The sequence below is a fragment of the Brachyspira pilosicoli genome, assembly GCF_019402445.1.
GTDB classification, from domain to species: domain Bacteria; phylum Spirochaetota; class Brachyspiria; order Brachyspirales; family Brachyspiraceae; genus Brachyspira; species Brachyspira pilosicoli_B.
Genome location: NZ_SRZM01000133.1, coordinates 1 through 15,428, shown reverse-complemented (window position 1 = coordinate 15,428; position 15,428 = coordinate 1). Strand labels below are relative to the sequence as shown.

The window sequence follows — 15,428 nt, the reverse complement described above, 5'->3', positions numbered from 1 at the left end:
AGTAGGGGTTCGGGGACTAGTCCCCGAAAATAACAAAAATATAAAAACTAATTTCCAACAAAGTTAAAAATATTCAGTATATAAACAAAACTCCAATATTAAAATATTTAATTATAAGCTTGGATAAAAATTACTTTTTAATCCAGCTCATCATTTTTCTTAACTCTGCACCGACTTTCTCTAATTTATGCTCACTTTCTAATCTCTTAGTAGCATTAAATTTAGCCTTACGTCCTGCACTAAACTCTTGAATAAACTCACTAGCAAAAGTTCCGTCTTGTATCTCTCTCAATACTTTTTTCATCTCTTTTCTAGTTTCATCTGTTATCATTCTTCTGCCAGTTCTGTAATCGCCGTATTCAGCAGTGTTTGAAATAGAATATCTCATCATAGCAAAACCGCCTGAATATATTAAATCAACAATTAACTTCATTTCATGTATACATTCAAAATAAGCCATTTCTGGTTCATAACCTGCTTCTACTAAAGTGTCAAAACCAGCTTTCATTAACTCTGTAACACCGCCGCATAATACTGCCTGCTCACCAAAAAGGTCAGTTTCAGTTTCTTCTCTGAAAGTAGTTTCTAATATACCAGCACGTCCTGCACCTATTCCAGAAGCATAAGCTAATGCATAATCTTTAGCCCTTCCGCTTTTATCTTGATAAACTGCTATCAAACTAGGAACACCTCTTCCCTCTAAATATTGACTTCTTACAGTGTGTCCAGGTCCTTTTGGTGCTACCATTATAACATCTATATCTTTAGCAGGTACTACAAATTGAAAATGAATATTAAATCCATGAGCAAACATTAATACATTGCCCTCTTTCATATATGGAGCTACCTGACTATTATAAATATCAGCAGCAACCTCATCTGGTACAAGCATCATTACTATATCAGCAGCCTTAGCAGCTTCTGATACTTCCATTACTTTAAATCCTGCCTCTTCAGCCTTTTTGCAATGAGCACTCTCTTTTCTAAGTCCTACTATAACATTCATTCCGCTGTCTTTTAGGTTTTGAGCATGAGCATGTCCTTGACTGCCATATCCCATTATAGCTATAGTTTTTCCGTCTAATAATCCTAGATTACAATCAGCATCATAATATTTTTTTATCATTTTATTTCTCCTTAAATATTTGTTTTTTTAGTTTTATAAAAATATTTATTAAAAATTATTTAAAATTATTAAAACTCAAAATTATTTATTATATTCATATCAGGAACATCATCACCCAGCTGTATGGATGTTACTCCTGTCCTTGAAAGCTCTAATATATTAAAATCTTTTAAAGCCTCTAAATAACCGTCTATTATAGAAGCAGAAGCTGTTATTTCAACTATCATGCTCTTATTTCCTATATCAAGTATAAGCCCATTATGAGCATTAGTGATATCACAAATTCTACGTTTATTAGAATCATCTATCTCTATTTTTACTAATAATAAATCTCTTATTATACTGTTACAATGGTCTATTAGATGAACTGAATGAACCTCTATAAGTTTAGAAGTTTGCTTCATAATCTGTGTAATATGCAAATCATCTCCCTCTGTTACTATAGTCATTCTTGATATGCTAGGCACACAAGTTACTGAACAAGTAATAGTTTCTATATTAAAACCCTTTTGACTAAACAATAAAGTTATTCTATTTAATACACCAGAACTATTATCTACAAATAAAACTAAAACCCTTCTTTGTTTGTTATTCATTTTTTGCTCCTACTATTTTTAATCTACTATTATATCATCTATAGTTCCGCCAGCTGGAATCATAGGTAAAACTCTCAAATCTTTATCTATAACGCATTCTATCCAAACAGGACATTTATATTTTAATGCCTCTTCAAAAGCACTTTCAAATTCACTTATAGTTTCGCATCTAAAACCTTTAGCTCCAAATCCTTCAGCTACTTTTACATAATCCATTTTTTTATTTATATCAGTGCTTGAATATCTAGATTCATAAAATATTGTCTGCCACTGTCTTACCATACCCAATGTGCTGTTATTAAGTATTATTGTTATAATAGGCAAATTATATTCAACAGCAGTAGCAACCTCATTTAAATTCATATAAAAAGAACCATCTCCTGTTATATGAATTACTCTCCTATCTGGCTTAGCAACCTGAACACCTAAAGAAGCACCATATCCAAAACCCATAGTTCCCAAACCTCCGCTAGTTATAAAGCTCCTAGGTTTAGTATGGCGTATATATTGAACAGCCCACATCTGATGCTGACCAACATCTGTAACATAAATAGCATCATCTTTAGTTTTATCCCCTATTATATTCATAACTCTGCTAGGATAAATGCCGTCTTTATTAGTGTTTCTTTTAAAATTCTCTTCTTTTTCTTTTGATATTAAATCAGATAAATATTTAACCCACTCATCATCTTTCACTCTCTTTACAAGTTTATTAAATCTATCTAAAACATCATTCAAATCGCCTATTATACTATAATCAACATTAACATTTTTATTAATCTCACTTCTGTCAATATCTATATGAACCTTTTTAGCAGTTCCTCCAAATTTAGAAGTATTCAAAGCAACTCTGTCACTAAATCTAGTACCAATAGCAAGTATTAAATCAGCTTCGTTCATAACCTTATTAGCAGTAGCAGAGCCATGCATTCCCAAAAGCCCTATATTTAATTTATCATTATATCCCAATACACCAGCTCCCATTAATGTATGAACTGATGGTATATTAGAATTAATCATAAACTCTCTTAATTTATCGCTTGAATCTTTAGCCCCTCCACCAAAATATATGATAGGCTTTTTAGATTCATTTATCAATTTTGCTACTTCTTTTATAGTATTTTCATCTTCAGAACTTATTTGAACTTGTTTTGAAACAATTTTTTGTTTTCTTTCGAATTCTGTTTCTGCTATAGTTATATTTTTTGGTATATCTATTAAAACAGGTCCCTTTCTTCCAGTATTTGCTATATAAAAAGCTTTTCTAATGGTATCAGCCAAGTCATTAATATCTCTAACAACAAAATTATGTTTTGTGATAGTCATTGTGATACCAGCAATATAAACCTCTTGAAAAGAATCTTTACCTATTAAACTTGTAGGTACATTTGCAGTAATAGCAATTAAAGGCACACTATCCATATATGCTGTAGCTAATGGTGTTACTAAGTTAGTAGCCCCAGGTCCGCTTGTAGCAATTACTACTCCTGTTTTTCCGCTTGCTCTTGCATATCCGTCAGCAGCATGACAAGCTCCTGCCTCATCAACAGGCATTATATGCTTTATTTTATCTCTATATTTATAAATAGCATCATATATATTTAAAGCAGCCCCGCCAGGATAACCAAATACAGTGTCTACTCCCTGCTCTATTAAAACTTCAATTAAAACATCTGAACCATTCAATTGCATAAAAATCTCCTAAAATCTACTAGATTCTATATATAGTATTATAAATATATACAAATATAACAGAATACAATTATTATTTTTTTATTTTTTGTGTGTATTGTTTTTTATAAAAGAAACTTTACAGGATAATAATGAGAGATAGGAGAATAATAGATATGTTAGTTTGATTGAAATGTTTGAAAAATGACTTCATACATCTTCTCCTTATCTTATTTTAGTATATATTATATAATACTTCTAATAATATTGCAATAGCAAAAGCAAATATTTTAATAAAAAAATTATGTTATCTAATAAAATATAATTCAAAAAAGTACTAATATGTAATTTGAGAGTGTTGACTTTTTATTAAAAAAAAAGATAATAATAAACAAATTAACAATTTTAAGGGGGAATAATTATGGGTATTTCTGATGAAATTAAATCTGGTATTTATACTGGTATAGGATTTATGCTTAAAGGAAAAGAAAAAGTAGAAGAGGCTGCAAAAGAGTTTGTAAAAGATAAGAATATGAGTACTGAAGAAGGCGAGAAATTTGTAAAAGAAATGGTTACTAAGGCTAATGAAACTAAAGAAGAAATCACTCAGTATTTAGATGAAAGAATAAAAAACACTATGGATAAAGCTGGTTACGTAAAAAAAGAAGAATATGATGCTATAAAAAAAGAATTAGAAGAATTAAAAAGTAAAATAAATAATCAGCAGCAGTAAATTATAAACAATATTAATAATTATAAAATTGGGGCATATTGTGAAGGGGAAAAAATCTTTAAATAGAACAAAAGAAATTATATCAGTTATAATAGCATATGGGTTTAAAGATATAATTGCTGTTACACCTATATTAAAATTGGTAAAAAATCCAATACAGAAATTCAATGTAAAATATAAAGGTATAGATTTAAGAGGTTATAGCAGAGGTCAAAGAATAAGAATGGCCTGCGAAGAACTTGGTACTACATTTGTAAAATTAGGTCAGATACTTTCAAACAGAAGCGATATACTTCCAAAAGACATTATTGATGAATTAAAAAAACTTCAAAACAATGTTAAGCCTTTTGATGAAAAAGAAGCCGTAGCAATAGTAGAACAAGAATTACAAAAACCTATAACTGAAGCTTTTGAATCTTTTGACACTACACCTAAAGCAAGTGCCTCAATTTCTCAAGTGCATACTGCTGTATTAAAAACAGGCGAAAAAGTTGCTATAAAAGTAAAAAGACCAAACATAGAAGAAAATATACTTAATGATATTGAAATAATAACTTGGCTTTCTTCTATACTAGAAAAATATAACGAAGAGTTTGCTTTAATAAGACCTGAGAAACTAATAAAGGCTTTTAAAAATCAACTCTTACAGGAATTAGATTTTAATTTTGAAAAAAACAACACTATAAAATTCCAAAAGTTTTTCAAAAATAATAAAAATATAAAAATAGCTAAAATCTATGAAGAGTATAGCACAAAAAATATATTAACTATGGAATATATAGAAGGAATTAAAATCTCTGATATTAGTCCTGATGATACTAAATATGATAGAAAAAAACTAGTTTCTATTGGTGTTGATTGTGTATTAGAGCAAATATTTAAATTAGGCTTCTTTCATGCCGACCCGCACCCAGGTAATTTAATGGCTTTGGATAACAATGTATTATGTTTTTTAGATTTCGGTATGATTGGGTTTATACCTCCTACTTCAAAAGAGGCTTTCTCTTCTCTTATAATGAGCATCAATAATGCTGATTATATTAATCTTGCTAAAGCTGTACTTGATTTATGCAATCATAGTGAAGTGCAAAATATGGAAGATTTTAATATGGCTATATTTATGCTTGTAAACAAATATATAGATATGCCATTAGAAAACATAAACATAGAAGATATATTTAATGAACTTATATCTATAATAAGAGAGTTTAGATTAATGCTCTCTGGAAATATAATGCTTCTTATAAAATCTTTAATAGTATTAGAAGGTGTGGGAAGAGATTTAGATAAAGACCTTAAATTAATAGAACATATAAAGCCTTTTGCTTTCAAGTATGTTAAAGAACAATTAAAGCCTGATAATCTATTAAAACAATCTAGAAATTTAATCAATGATTATTTTCATGTATTAAAAAATGTACCTTCTGATTTGGGTGAAGTTATAAACCTAATGAAAAAAGGCAATATAAGAATACAGCTTGAACATAAAAAATTAGAAACTCTTGCAAATACTTTAGATAGCTTGGGAGATAGATTAAGCTATTCTATAGTATTAGCTTCATTAATTATTTCAAGCGGACTTATAATAGCTACAAAAATGCCTCCGCTAATACATGGAATATCATTAGTTGGGCTTGTGGGTTTCTTATTATCTGGAATTATGGGATTTATTATGATTATAAGCAGATTTGTAAGAAAATATATAAAGAAAAAATAATTCAAACTATATTTTTTATATTTTCTCTAAATCTTCTTTGTTAATCCAGCCTTTTGATATGCCTTTAACATAATACCAATTAGAGGACTCTTTTATCACTCTAAATTTTTCTCCCTCATACACACTAGATACAATATCAGACTTTACACTGCTTCCACTATATATGTTAGTGTTTCTAATAATGATAATATAATCTGATTTTATAATATTATATGAGTATATAGAAAAAATAAGAAAAATAATAGAGCTAGTTAATAATAAAAAATTTATGTTTTTCTTTTTAATAAACAATACAAATAAAAATGCACTAAAAAATACAAACAAAACTAAACTTATATAAAAAGCAATTATATAAAAAGAATCATAATCTTTTCTTTCTGTTATTTTATTTATATTGTTTTTAATCTCTTTATCGAAAGGAGATATATTCAAAGCTCTCTCATACCATAATACTGCATAACCATTACTATTAATCTCATAATATGAAGAAGCTAAATTATAATACAAATCTTTAGACACCACATTAGAGCTTATTAAATTAAGATATAAATTATTAGCCTCTATATATTGCCCTTGATTATATAAATCATTTGCATTTTTAAATATATTGTTGATACTTTCCAAATCATTTTGAGCAAAAAGGAAATTGCATCCAAAAAGTAAAAGCATTATAATAATTTTTTTCATACACATAAATAAAAGTCACTTCTTTTTGTTAATACTACTAATTATTTCAATAGCCTTACTATGATAATCTCTATTCTCACTCTGTTTATTTCCAGAATAAAGCTCCCTCTCACAAGAATCTATTATAGACTTTATCTCTTTTATTTTTTCTTCTTCTACCCTGCCCTTTAATTCCAAATAAATATTTTTAGAGTTTGTATTTAATTTCTTTTGAATCTCTTTTTCAATATAGGAAATAACACTTTTACAATACTCTTCTCTATTTCCCTCATTATAATTTGAAATCATAATACTAATACCAGATTCTTTATTATTATTGTTTGAAGGAGATAAAGCTAATGTTTTAATCTTCTTAGAAAATACTATAATAAAAGAAAATATTATTAAAATAAGTATATAAATATAAACGATATTAATGTTTAACAAATTAAAATATTTTTCATTTTTTTTAATGTAAGTGTCTTTAATATTAATAACATTAGGCTGATTATTATTATCAATAAAAGAAGAAGAGCCAATATTGCCACCCATCATATTAAAAGATATACTTTCTGAATAAACATTACTATAACTTTTAGCCTCTGGAGAAAAATAACAAAAAGCTATATTTGACAAGCTAAACTCTCCGCTATTAGTAGCAACCATAACATACTGTTTTGTCTTTTTGGCCATCATTCTATCATCTTCAAACCAATTAGTTTCGTATGTTTTTGGCTGATAAACAGAAAAATATTTATTGATATTTGTATCAATACTAGGCATATTTATAATAGAAGTATTTCCCTCTCCAAAAACCTCTAAACTAATAACAACCTCTTCACCTATTTTTAAATTAGTTTTATTAGCCTTAACAGTAAAATCAAACTCACCAACACCGCCTGAAAAGTTTTTGTACCCTGTATTATCAGGAAGAGGTAGAACCTTTATATTATATTCTTCTTCACCATAAAGAACTCTATCAAAAAACATATTATTCTTTTCAAAAACAAACTCTGTAGTAATAATGCTTTTATCTCCATCTTTTAAAGCATATAACACCTCTTTTTTTAATGGTATAACGCTCACTCTTTTACCATTAATTATCTCTGTAAAAGAATTATACTCAGAAGAATCCGTATAAGAAATAAAATCTGTTCTGTCTGCTATTTTAGATATGCCAACCACATTAACAGGAATATGAGTATATGCTTTTTGTATAATATATATAGGCTCATACAAATATACTTCTGTTTTATTTATAGTGTTTTCAACATGTATATCTTCAGAATAATTCATAAATCTATCAAAAGAATCAGAATCAGGAGCATCACTTTGCCTTTCCCGCACAGGCTCGTCTACAACCTCTAAAACAACAGGATTTGCCTTGTAAGTTGTATTATCTATTTTTACAGTGATATTATCTATTTTATACACTCCAACCCTATTTGCAACATAAGTATAACTATAGGTTTGAATAGATTTAAAAGTACCACCGCTTAATGTCATATTTCTTGTTTGCGAAGTTCCTCTTAATAATAAGCCGTCTATGTTTGGTATTGTAACCTTTCCTTTTGTATTATTAATAGTTACAGATAAACTAAAAAGCTCACCGACACCTATTTTTTCATCAGAGAGTTTAGCCGTAATTGTAGTTTGAGAAAATAAGACAGAAACATTTAATAAAAATAATATAGCAACTATTACTTTACCAATCTTTATCAATTCTTCCTCCGCCATAATATTGGTCATCATTTTCTTTGTCTTTTCTATATTGTCTTAATGAATCTAAGAGTCTATCAATATCAGTTTGTGCATTTTGCTCTTCATCATTTTGGTTGTCGTTTCCATTATTATTATCTTGATTATTCTGATTATTGTCTTGATTATTATTTTCTTGATTATCGTTATTGTTTTGATTATTATTTTCTTGATTATCATTATTTTGATTATTTTGATTATTTTCATTATTGTTTTGATTATCTTGATTTTCCTGATTATTATTATTATTATTATTATTCTGATTATCTTGACTATTTTGATTAGAGTTAGCATTGTCTTGATTATCATTATTATTATTTTGAGCAGACTCTCCGCTATTTTTTTTCTGCTCTTCTAATTTCTTTTTTGCGTACTCTAAAGCACTTTTTGCATTATTATCATTAGGGTTATTAACCAAAGATTCTATTAATTCTTCTATGGCACCGGCATAATCTTCCATTTCTATTTTGCTTATACCTGCATTATAGTAAGTTGAGTTTTTTATATCTTTAGAAGTTTTTTCTGTAAAATTCTTTTTAGCCATATCAAAAGCTTGAACTGCTGACTCCATATCTCCCATAGAAGATAAAGTAGTACCCATATTATAATATATTTCAGGAGATTTAGGCAATTTGCTTAAAGCTTTCTCATACAAGCTTATAGCATTATCATAATCTCCATTTTTTAATAATCTATTAGCTCTATCAACATCAATCTTCGCTGTAAACTCATTCAAAGAAAAAGCATAGGAGCTTGAAAATAATATTAAAAATATTAGTAATACTTTTATTCTAAACAACACAATATAAATCACCTATTTATTTAGTATCTTTAATGATACTACTTTTATTATTTTTGTAAAGAACTCTTTTTTGAGTCAATATATTTAATATGCTAGCAATTATAATTAAAATAGTTGAAGCAAACAAAAATATTTGAAATCTATCTTTATAGCTTCTATTATTCTTCATTGTAGAAACACTGTCCATATTATTTTTTATATCATCAAATATTGCTTTTAAAGATATATTATCAGAAATATAAGATTTACCGCCTGTAGAATCGGCTATTAACTTTAATGTTTTATCATCTCTTTTAGATATAACAGTATTTTCAGAATAACCAATATCACTTCTTATAGTAGCTCCAAGTTCAGAACCAACACCAACCGTATAAACACTAATATCATTGTCTTTTAATTCTTTTAATATATTATCAAAATACCCTGCATGGTCTTCACCGTCTGTTATGAGTATGATAGATTTTTTTCCAGGTATATTAACATTAAAAGTATTTTTTGCAGTAACTAAAGCATCAGCAATTCTAGTACCCTGCAAAGTTACAGATTTGGTATTTAATTCATTTAATATATAAGAAAAAGTTTCCATATCCTGAGTGAAAGGCGAAGCAACAAAACTAGTGCCCGCAAATCCTACTAAAGCTACAGAAAGATTATCAGTATTCTTTACAAAATCTTCTATCTCCAATTTTGCCCTTTCTAATCTTGAAGGCCATACATCATCAGCCTCCATAGAACGAGATAAATCTAATAATATAGTTATCATATAATTATTAGTTTTTATTTTTTGCTCTATTATACCCCATTTAGGCTGCATTAATGCAAATATTGATAATGATACAGCAAGTATTAAAAATGAAGCAGAAAATATTCTCAGTTTAGATATTCTTTTATAATTTTTATCGTTTTTAAAATTAGTGTTCTTAGTAAATACAGATAATACCCTGTTTACCTTAAAACGAGAAGTAACTAAAAAAAATATTAGTACAGGTATAATTACAAAAAGAAGTACAAACTTAAAATCTTCTATAAACATAATACAATAATCATATACTAATTTATTATTTAATCAATAAGAAAATCAATTATCACTGCTGTATACAATGTCTCCGTCAATAATTGTTTTTAATACTTTAATATCTTTTATTTCTTTTTTATCTACTTCAAAAATATCTCTATCTAATACAATAAAGTCAGCTAATTTATCTTCTTCTATGCTTCCTTTAAGTTTATCTTCAGAAGACAAATAAGCACTTCCCATAGTATATAAATAAACTGCCTCTTTAACAGTAAGTTTCTCTTCAGGCATCCAACCGCCCTCAGGCCATCCATTTAAATCTTCTCTATTAACAGCACAGTGAATACCTTCCATTATATTAATTCCTCCAGCAGGACCAGCAGTACCAAAACCTATATTAATGCCCATATCCATAGCCGTCTTATAAGCATAACTTGTTTTAGCCCTCTCCTCTCCAACACGCTCTTCAACTATATGCATATCATAATTTAAAAATATAGGTTGATAATATATAGCTACATTTAACTCTTTTATTCTCTCTAATAATTTTTTATCAGTTATCTGACAATGTATTAAACCATTTCTTCTATATTTGAAATCTTTAGTATCTTTAATTTTTTCTATAGAGTTTAATGCCATCTCTATAGCACCATCACCTGTAGCCTGTATAATAACAGAATAATCTAAGCTATTAGCATATTTTACCAACTCATCAAGCTCTTCTTGTTTATACTGACTTACCCCTCTAAAGCCTTTAGCATCATTGTAATCCTCTCTAAGCAAAGCTGTTCTAGAACCTATACCACCATCTATAACAAGTTTTATACGAGCGACTTTAAATCTATTATCGTTAATATATTGATAGTAGTAGTATTGTCTAAAATCATCTATATCCTGTTTGTTAATAAACTCTGCTTGTTCACATACTCTTATCTTTAATTTTTTTTCTCTATGAAGCTTTTGATAAGCATCTATTACCTTTCTATAATCAAAATCAGGAAGACCTCTTAAATCATCAGCCTGTACAGATGTAATACCCATCTTAAAAAAATCTTCTTGTGTGTCTAATATTATCTCTTTTAATTTATCCATCTCAAAAGATTTAATTTTTGATAATATTAAAGTCATAGATTTTGAAGATATAAGACCATTCTCAAAATCTATAGTATCAGATTTCATGCTTTCTGTAATGTCACAAACTTCAAGAGCTTTACTATTAGCAACTATCATCTCTCCACAGCATCTTCTAAAAGCAACAGGATATTCGCTAGATATTTCATCTAAATCATGTTTATTAAGCATTCTCTTCTCTTCAAAATAATCCTGATTCCAGCCTCTGCCTATAAGCCAATCATCATACTTTTCAGCCTTCTTAGCAATATCAATAACCTCTTTTATAGATTTACAATTTCCCAAATCCAACATAGTATTAAAACGAGCATAAACTACAAAATTAACATTACTATCATTAAACCCAGGTATAACTGTTTTGCCTTCTAAATCTATTATATCAGATGCATCTTTATATTTTTTTAATACTTCTTCATTGCTTCCTGCAAAAACTATAACTCCATTATCAACAGCAACTGCTTCATAAACACTATCATTTTTATCCATAGAATATATTTTAGCATTTTTAAAAACTCTCATTATTTTATTCCTCCAATACACCTATTTTTGTTATTATTTTTTATTCTAACATAGCCTTTATACTATCAATCTCTTCATTGATTAAAAGCCACTCATTTTCTTTTTCTTCTATTAATTTTTTAACCTCTAATAATCTCTTACTCTTATCATCATTATAATCTTTTTCAAAAAACTTTAATATATCAATCTCTTCTTTTTTATAATCCTCTATTTCCTTCTCATATTTTTTTAGCATAGATTCAGCTTTAGAGAGCCTATTTCTAATCTTTTTTCTCTCCTCATAATTGCTATTATTTTTTTCTATTGTATTTATCTCTTTAGTGTTATTAGCCTCTTGATATTCTAACTCTCTCTCTTCTTCCTCCAAAGCCTCCAAACGAACCTTATAAACATAAGCCTCATAATCGCCATTATATAGAGAAAGCTTTTTGTCTTTAACTTCTATTATGGTATCAGCAAGAAGACTAGCAAAAGTTCTATCGTGTGAAGTAAAAAATATAGTGCCACCATAATCACGCAAAGAATTAGCAAGAGCCTCAACAGTTTCAAAATCTAAATGGTTAGTAGGTTCATCTAATATAAGTACATCTGCACATTGTGTAATAGCACAAAGCAAAGACAACCTCGCCATCTCGCCTCCGCTTAATACCTTTACATCTTTATTAACATCTTCTCCAGAAAATAAAAAACTTCCTAAAAGTGTTAAAAGTTCCTGAGTTAAAAGACCTTGTTTGGCATTCTTCTTCAAATAAGAAAGCACATTATCATTTGCAGTGATGTTTTTGTAAGTATCCTCTCCGAAATATGCAAGCTTTATACCATAAGAATAATTATAGCTTCCAGATACAGGATTAAGCCTTCCTGCTATAGTTCTTAAAAAAGTAGTTTTACCCTCTCCATTTTCTCCAAGCACCGCAACTCTGCTTCCTCTAGGTATCTCCATTCTCCTGCTTGTTGCTACCACCTTTTCACCATAGCCTACAGATAAATCATCAGATATAATAGCAAAGCCTTTTTTAGATTCAACTTCTGGCAGCCTTATTCTTACACTCTTTGCTGGGTGATTAATCTCTATAGTTTTTAATTTCTCTATTTGTTTTATACGAGATTGCACTGCCTTTGCTTTTGATGCCTTATATCTAAACCTTTCAACAAATCTCTCTAAATGTGCCTTTCTCTCTTCTACATTCTTATTATATTTTTTTATTGTATATTCTTTCTCTTCTTTATATTCAAAATAATCTTCTATATTGCCTGGAAAATAAGTAAGCTTCCCTTTTTCTATTTCAACAGTCTTATCGCAAGTGGTTTTTAAAAACTCCCTATCGTGAGAAACTATTAAAAAGCCTCCATTATAATCCATTAAAAAATTTTCTAAATCTATTAATGTATTTAAATCTAAAAAGTTTGAAGGCTCATCTAGTATTAAAAAATTAGGCTCTTCAAGCATCATCTCAGAAAGCTTAACTCTCATTCTATAACCGCTGGATAAGCTTCCAATATTATAATTTATTTTTATATGGTCAATTCCAAATCTGCTCGCTATCTTAGAACACTTCCAAGATTCTTTGCCGCTAACTCTCACAAGATAATCTATAACCTTCTCACTCTCATCAAAATCTCCCTGCTGACGAAGATAACCAATCCTCACATCATCAGAAAATATCACCTCTCCATCATCTGCCTCTTCAATCCCCATAAGAATTTTTAAAAGCGTGGTCTTGCCTGCTCCATTTCTGCCTATCATGCCTATTTTGGATTTCTCTTCTATAAGCAAATTAACATCATCAAGCAAAACTCTGTCTATAAATCTCTTGGATATATTAACTATATTTATAATACTCTTAGCCATTTTCTTAATTTTATTTAAAAATATTTTATTAGTAATTTAGTAAACAATTCTATAACAGTTTTAAAAATTATTCAATAACATAAAAATCATCTTTTTCTTAAAATACATATATATTCTAATTTATTTACACTACCCACCCTATTAACTTTTTTGCATTATTTAAAATATTTACTTTAATATTCTTAAAATGATGAATTTTAAAAAGCATACCCGCCCAAGCTTTAATTAGATTGTTACTATATTTTCCGCACGTTAAATAATATTTATAAATATAATTTAATTGCATTTCAAATTAATTAATATATTTTTATTTAGCTTACCGTGCGGGTGTGGAGTTTTTTTAAATTTTAAAATTACAAAAATAAAAAAGCCCTATAGACAATTCTATAAGGCTTTTTATTTAAAAATTATTATAATTATTTAGCAGTATAAGCAACCATAGTCATCCAAGATAATGGTTTGTTGTAGTGAGGAAGGAAGAAGAAGTCAGATAATGCAAAATCTTGAACAGTCATTTCATTAGCTATAGCAAGAGAGAATGCGTGTATAGCTTCAGCATGATTATGTTTAGAAGCAATCTGAGCACCTAATAATCTTCCAGTACCTTCTTCATAAACGATTTTTACTAATACATCTTCATAAGTAGGCATAAACTCTGGTCTTTCAGCATCTCTAAAGAAATTAGATTTAACTTTTAAACCTTTCTTCTTAGCAGTCTCTTCAGACCAACCAGTAGAAGCCATATTATAACCAAATACACAAATAGCGTTAGAACCTTGTGTACCGCAATAATTAACTTTTTTACCTAAAATATTATTAGCAGCAACAATACCCATTCTTACAGCATTTGTAGCTAAAGCAATATATTCATGAGATTTAGAAGAGCAAGAATATACACTAGAACAGTCTCCTATAGCATAAACATTCTCATCTTTAGAAGATTTCATAGTAGTATCAACTACAATAGCACCATTAGGTAAAGTTTCTAAATAGTCTTTATAAAGTTCGCTATTAGGTCTGAAACCAACAGACATAACTACCATATCTACATCATAAGAACCTTTGTCAGTAACAACTTTTTTAACTCTGTCATCACCTTCAAATTTCTTAACAGTTTCACCTAAATGTAATTCTATACCAGCATCTTTAATTCTTTTTTCAGCCTCATCAGTAATCTCTTTATCAAAATAGTTAGCCATAACTCTAGGCATAGCTTCCATTAATATAACTTCTTTACCATGATTTTTGAAAGCCTCTATAAGTTCAACGCCTATATAACCAGCACCAACTACCATAACTTTTTTAACTTCTGGTTTAGCTATTTCATTAATAATATCTTGACCTTGCTGATAAAGTTTAGAGAAGAAAATACCTTTTTTAAGACCATAAGTAGTACCTTCTTGTTTTAAACCCTCAATAGGAGGAGTTACAGGCCAAGAACCAGTAGCAAGAATAAGTTTATCATAATTATCTTCAAACTCTTTACCAGTTTTTAATTCTTTAACAGTCATTTTTTTGTTAGCCCAATCTATTTTTGTTACCTCATGGCCCATATAAACTTCTATTCCTTCGCTTTTCAAACCTTCAGGACTAGCATAGAATAAACCTTTAGGATCTTTTACTACGCCGCCAACCCAAAGAGCAATACCACAAGCTAAGAAAGATATATTATCGTTTCTATCATAAGTAACTACCTGACAATTAGGATCTGTAGCTTTTAAAGTTTTTGCAGCCCATGTGCCAGCATGGTTACAACCAATTACTATTACTTTCATATAAATAACCCCTTTAATAATTAATTTAAATATATTATATTATAATGAATTTATTATAATAAAAAAA

The 15,428-nt window shown here is 28.5% G+C and carries 12 protein-coding genes; 2 read left to right on the top strand and 10 right to left on the bottom strand.

Features of this window, described 5'->3' with window-relative positions:
• Positions 1 to 130: 130 nt before the first annotated feature.
• The 3 genes from ilvC to ilvB form a co-directional block, all read right to left on the bottom strand.
• Positions 131 to 1,126 carry a ketol-acid reductoisomerase gene (ilvC, locus tag E6A48_RS05430; RefSeq protein ID WP_219709055.1) on the bottom strand — a complete coding sequence of 332 codons (996 nt, stop codon included), beginning with the start codon at positions 1,124 to 1,126 and terminating at the stop codon, positions 131 to 133.
• A gap of 68 nt (positions 1,127 to 1,194) precedes the next feature.
• The gene (ilvN, locus tag E6A48_RS05425) at positions 1,195 to 1,722 is read right to left on the bottom strand and encodes an acetolactate synthase small subunit (protein ID WP_219709054.1); all 528 of its coding nucleotides are present in this window, start codon (positions 1,720 to 1,722) and stop codon (positions 1,195 to 1,197) included.
• An 18-nt stretch (positions 1,723 to 1,740) separates the two neighbouring features.
• Positions 1,741 to 3,414, bottom strand: coding sequence for a biosynthetic-type acetolactate synthase large subunit (gene ilvB, locus E6A48_RS05420; RefSeq protein WP_219709053.1), 1,674 nt, complete (start codon positions 3,412 to 3,414; stop codon positions 1,741 to 1,743).
• 400 nt (positions 3,415 to 3,814) lie between these two features.
• On the opposite strand from ilvB, the gene E6A48_RS05415 reads away from it, so the two are divergent.
• Both E6A48_RS05415 and E6A48_RS05410 read left to right on the top strand, forming a co-directional pair.
• Positions 3,815 to 4,126 carry a phasin family protein gene (locus tag E6A48_RS05415; RefSeq protein ID WP_219709052.1) on the top strand — a complete coding sequence of 104 codons (312 nt, stop codon included), beginning with the start codon at positions 3,815 to 3,817 and terminating at the stop codon, positions 4,124 to 4,126.
• Positions 4,127 to 4,166: 40 nt separating this feature from the next.
• A complete protein-coding gene (locus E6A48_RS05410) occupies positions 4,167 to 5,843 on the top strand; it encodes an ABC1 kinase family protein (protein WP_219709051.1) in 1,677 nt (558 codons plus the stop codon).
• Positions 5,844 to 5,858: 15 nt separating this feature from the next.
• Here the strand turns inward: E6A48_RS05410 and E6A48_RS05405 are convergent, their stop codons facing one another.
• The 7 genes from E6A48_RS05405 to E6A48_RS05375 all read right to left on the bottom strand — a co-directional run bounded on the left by E6A48_RS05405 (position 5,859) and on the right by E6A48_RS05375 (position 15,361).
• Positions 5,859 to 6,536: a tetratricopeptide repeat protein gene (locus E6A48_RS05405; protein ID WP_219709050.1), complete on the bottom strand. Its 678-nt coding sequence runs from the start codon at positions 6,534 to 6,536 to the stop codon at positions 5,859 to 5,861.
• A gap of 9 nt (positions 6,537 to 6,545) precedes the next feature.
• Complete coding sequence (locus tag E6A48_RS05400) at positions 6,546 to 8,231, bottom strand: BatD family protein (protein WP_219709056.1); 1,686 nt, start codon at positions 8,229 to 8,231, stop codon at positions 6,546 to 6,548.
• Positions 8,215 to 9,069, bottom strand: a complete 855-nt coding sequence (locus E6A48_RS05395; protein WP_219709049.1) for a tetratricopeptide repeat protein — start codon at positions 9,067 to 9,069, stop codon at positions 8,215 to 8,217. The genes E6A48_RS05400 and E6A48_RS05395 overlap by 17 nt, the downstream gene beginning before the upstream one ends.
• A gap of 16 nt (positions 9,070 to 9,085) precedes the next feature.
• Positions 9,086 to 10,102, bottom strand: coding sequence for a vWA domain-containing protein (locus tag E6A48_RS05390; protein ID WP_219709048.1), 1,017 nt, complete (start codon positions 10,100 to 10,102; stop codon positions 9,086 to 9,088).
• Between the two features lie 45 nt (positions 10,103 to 10,147).
• Positions 10,148 to 11,734 carry an amidohydrolase gene (locus E6A48_RS05385; RefSeq protein ID WP_219709047.1) on the bottom strand — a complete coding sequence of 529 codons (1,587 nt, stop codon included), beginning with the start codon at positions 11,732 to 11,734 and terminating at the stop codon, positions 10,148 to 10,150.
• A 40-nt stretch (positions 11,735 to 11,774) separates the two neighbouring features.
• Complete coding sequence (locus E6A48_RS05380; protein WP_219709046.1) at positions 11,775 to 13,586, bottom strand: ABC-F family ATP-binding cassette domain-containing protein; 1,812 nt, start codon at positions 13,584 to 13,586, stop codon at positions 11,775 to 11,777.
• 416 nt (positions 13,587 to 14,002) lie between these two features.
• Positions 14,003 to 15,361, bottom strand: a complete 1,359-nt coding sequence (locus E6A48_RS05375) for an FAD-dependent oxidoreductase (RefSeq protein ID WP_013243161.1) — start codon at positions 15,359 to 15,361, stop codon at positions 14,003 to 14,005.
• Positions 15,362 to 15,428: the final 67 nt, after the last annotated feature.